Annotated in this window: 2 protein-coding genes; both read right to left on the reverse strand. The window is 43.5% G+C overall.

What is annotated here, in order from left to right:
- The coding region (locus tag ADH51_RS02365) for a YSIRK-type signal peptide-containing protein (protein ID WP_048674172.1) at window positions 1–1,383 on the reverse strand (1,383 nt) is incomplete at its 3' end.
- A gap of 457 nt (window positions 1,384–1,840) precedes the next feature.
- Window positions 1,841–4,652: Rib/alpha-like domain-containing protein (locus ADH51_RS02370; protein ID WP_048674174.1), on the reverse strand; the 2,812-nt coding region annotated here is incomplete at its 5' end.

The following is a 4,652-nucleotide window of genomic DNA, read 5'->3' on the forward strand; positions in this document are numbered from 1 at the left end:
TTCTTGGGTACCGTTAGCACTGATCGGTCCAGTGTACTCTGGATTAGCCGGTTGGACCCATGCTTCACCCTCGTGACCAACTTCTTGGGTACCGTTAGCACTTGTAGTATCGCTACTGATTGAACCTGTGTACTCTGGATTAGCGGGTTGAACAGCTGCCTCACCTTCATGACCAACTTCTTGCGTGCCATTAGCACTGATTGGGCCGGTATACTCTGGAGCGGCAGGTTGAACAAGGGCTTCACCTTCATGACCAACTTCTTGGGTACCATTAGCACTGATTGGGCCCGTATATTCAGGGGCAACAGGTTGAACCAAAGCTTCACCCTCATGACCTACTTCTTGTGTTCCATTGGCACTAATCGGTCCTGTGTACTCTGGATTTGCAGGTTGAACCAACGCTTCGCCTTCGTGTCCAACTTCTTGGGTACCATTGGCACTGATTGGACCAGTATATTCTGGATTTGCAGGTTGAACAGCTGCCTCGCCTTCATGACCTGATTCTTGCGTACCTTTAGCGCTAATTGGACCAGTGTAATCTGGATTTGCAGGTTGAACAGCTGCCTCGCCTTCATGACCTGATTCTTGCGTACCTTTAGCGCTAATTGGTCCAGTGTACTCTGGGTTAGCAGGTTGAACAGCTGCCTCGCCTTCATGACCCGGCTCCTGTGTTCCTTTTTTCCAACTGATTCCCTTACTATCCCTATCAGCTGTCCCCTGACTAACTGTATTATCTTCTTTTATTGAAGACTCAAGCCCTTGCAAAGTATTCTCCAAAGGTTGTTCAAGCTCCGGCTTAGCAGAGTAACGCAGATAACCCACATACTCATAACCATCAATGGCAATAACACCCTTAGCCAAATCTTCTTTATTTGAAACCGCAAGAGTTTGATTATAGGCCTGCAACTCCTTGTTTTGCAAGGCAAGAACCTCTATCGGCACAAGGAGACTTTGCCCTGCGGCCCCAATCAAGACCAAGCCAATAATTTTTTTACGATGTTTTTTTGAAAATAGCAACACAGCCATAGTCGCTGTTGCCAATCCCAAACCTGTCGCTGCCCAGTCAGAGCTTCCTGTCTGAGGAAGAGTAGCTTGACTGTCTCCCTTACGTTTATAAACCAGATAAAAAGTGTCCTCATTTTGATATTCCTTAGGAATAGCATGTACCACTTGCTTCTGCTCTTCAGCTGTTAATTCATTTTCTGTGACATAGGCCATGTGTACCGATGCATCCGAAGTAACCTGGTCTGCCGAAACTGGTTTAGACACGAAAAGACCACCTGCTAACAAGAATGTCCCGATAGCAACTGGCCCTACACCTACTGACAATTTACGAATGGCGTATTTTGTCACTTTTTCAAAAACATGATTTGCTTGTTTCATTCAAAATCTTCCTATATGTTAATCCTTGTACCCCAAGGCACGTCAAAAAAACGAAGACGTTATTGAAAAAACACGCACTCTATACATTTATTAACCTTCTTCCGAAGTCTATCATATCCTTTTTTTAATCTTTAAGCAAGCATTTTCTCTAATTTTTAATCAATATAAAAAACGAATTATGATTAGTAACTAGATCCTCGTGAAAATAATCAAACCTTTTCATATAAGCATTTTCATGCATATCACTATTTATGGGAATTTCCTCTATAATCTAAGTTACTAATATTTTTTGAATAAATCTCTTCACCTTTTGAATTTTTATCTAATTTTTTAATATAAACAAGAACTGTCTTGTAATAGACACAAAAGAGACCCACCCCTTATGGGATGAGTCTCTTTTTTCGAAAACCGAAATAGCCTAACTAACTATGTTGAGGGATCTAACCTATGAACTATCTTAGTCTTCTTTTTTGCGTTTTCCTGCCAAACCAAGTCCAGCCACTGTCATCAAACCACCCAATAGAGTAGCCAATAATGAAGTGTTTTCACCTGTCTCAGGCAAAGCTTGCTTAGTATCAGTTGCAGCTGGTGTTGCTTTTGAGGCGACATGAACTGTATCTAATGCAGGAGCAGGTTTATGCACTGTTGGTGCTGGAGTTTCTTGATTGTCAACCGTTGGTGTATTCTTATCGGCGTCTGTACGTGGGTCTTTAACGATTACCTTAACTGGAACTTCGTCTTTAGAGCCATCTGGGTAAGTAACGATAACTGTCGCATCTTTGTCGCCTTCTGTTGTTGTGTCAACAGGTGTCTTGTATTCGAACTTAGTGCCTTCTGGAAGATCACCAACGTTGCCAATGGAATCCTTGGCATTTGGTTGATCACCTGGTTTAACCGTTTGATCTTTAGCCACAGGTGTATTCTTATCCGCATCCGTACGTGGGTCTTTAACGATTACCTTAACTGGAACTTCATCTTTAGAGCCATCTGGGTAAGTGACAATGACTACAGCGTCTTTGTCACCTTCAGTTGTTGTATCAACTGGTGTCTTGTACTCAAACTTAGTTCCTTCTGGAAGATCACCGACATTACCGATGGAATCCTTGGCATTTGGTTGGTCGCCTGGTTTAACCGTTTGATCTTTCGCAGTTGGTGTGTTCTTATCCGCATCTGTACGTGGATCTTTGACTGTTACCTTAACTGGAACTTCATCTTTAGAACCGTCTGGGTAAGTGACGATAACTGTAGCATCTTTGTCACCTTCAGTTGTTGTGTCAACAGGTGTCTTGTACTCGAACTTAGTGCCTTCTGGAAGATCACCAACATTACCGATGGAATCCTTGGCATTTGGTTGGTCGCCTGGTTTTACCGTTTGATCTTTAGCTACAGGAGTGTTCTTATCCGCATCCGTACGTGGATCTTTAACGATAACCTTAACTGGAACTTCGTCTTTAGAACCGTCTGGGTAAGTGACAACAACTGTTGCGTCTTTTTCGCCTTCTGTTGTTGTGTCAACAGGTGTCTTGTATTCGAACTTAGTACCTTCTGGAAGATCACCAACGTTGCCAATTGAATCCTTAGCATTTGGTTGATCACCTGGTTTAACCGTTTGATCTTTGGCTACAGGTGTATTCTTATCGGCATCTGTACGTGGATCTTTGACAATAACCTTAACTGGAACTTCGTCCTTAGAACCATCTGGGTATGTGACGATAACTGTAGCGTCTTTTTCGCCTTCTGTTGTTGTGTCAACTGGTGTCTTGTATTCGAACTTAGTGCCTTCTGGAAGGTCACCAACGTTGCCAATTGAATCCTTAGCGTTTGGTTGATCGCCTGGTTTTACCGTTTGATCTTTCGCAGTTGGATCGTTCTTATCTGCATCTGTGCGTGGATCTTTGACGATTACCTTAACTGGAACTTCGTCTTTAGAACCGTCTGGGTATGTGACAACAACTGTTGCGTCTTTGTCGCCTTCTGTTGTTGTGTCAACAGGTGTCTTGTACTCGAACTTAGTACCTTCTGGAAGGTCACCAACGTTGCCAATGGAATCCTTGGCATTTGGTTGGTCGCCTGGTTTAACCGTTTGATCTTTGGCTACAGGAGTGTTCTTATCGGCATCCGTACGTGGATCTTTAACAGTTACCTTAACTGGTACTTCGTCTTTAGAACCGTCTGGGTATGTCACAACGACTGTTGCATCTTTTTCGCCTTCTGTTGTTGTGTCAACAGGTGTCTTGTACTCAAACTTAGTGCCTTCTGGAAGGTCACCAACGTTGCCAATGGAATCCTTAGCGTTTGGTTGATCGCCTGGTTTAACCGTTTGATCTTTGGCTACAGGAGTGTTCTTATCGGCATCTGTGCGTGGATCTTTGACGATTACCTTAACTGGAACTTCGTCCTTAGAACCGTCTGGGTAAGTCACAACGACTGTCGATGATTTTTCACCTGGTGTTGTTGTATCCACTGGTGTCTTGAATTCGAACTTAGTTCCTTCTGGAAGATCACCAACATTGCCAATTGAGTCCTTAGCATCTGGTGTTTCACCAACGTTAACCGTTTGATCCTTAGGTGTTGGTGTGTTCTTGTCTGCGTCTGTACGAGGATCTACAACCTTGATAGTGACTGGAACTTCATCAATTGAACCATCTGGATAAGTCACAACGACAGTTGTTCCTTTATCGCCCGGTGTTGTTGTATCCACTGGTGTCTTGAATTCGAACTTAGTTCCTTCTGGAAGATCACCAACATTGCCGATTGAATCTTGTGCTTTTGGTGTTTCACCAACATTAACCGTTTGGTCCTTAGGTGTTGGTGTGTTCTTATCGGCGTCTGTACGTGGATCAACCACTTTAACTGTTACAGGGACTTCATCGATTGAACCATCTGGGTAGGTCACTACAACTGTTGTTCCTTTATCGCCCGGTGTTGTTGTATCCACTGGAGTCTTGAATTCAAACTTCGTACCACTTGGAAGATCACCAACGTTGCCAATAGAGTCTTTGGCATTTGGTTGATCGCCTGGTTTTACCGTTTGATCTTTGGCTACAGGAGTGTTCTTATCCGCATCCGTACGTGGATCTTTGACGATTACCTTAACTGGAACTTCATCTTTAGAGCCATCAGGGTATGTCACAATTACTGTCGCATCTTTTTCGCCTGGTGTTGTTGTGTCTACCGGTGTCTTGTACTCGAACTTAGTGCCTTCTGGTAGATCACCAACGTTGCCAATAGAGTCTTTGGCATTTGGTTGATCGCCTGGTTTTACCGTT

The sequence above is a fragment of the Streptococcus sp. 449_SSPC genome (assembly GCF_001073005.1).
Taxonomy (GTDB): Bacteria; Bacillota; Bacilli; order Lactobacillales; family Streptococcaceae; genus Streptococcus; species Streptococcus salivarius_F.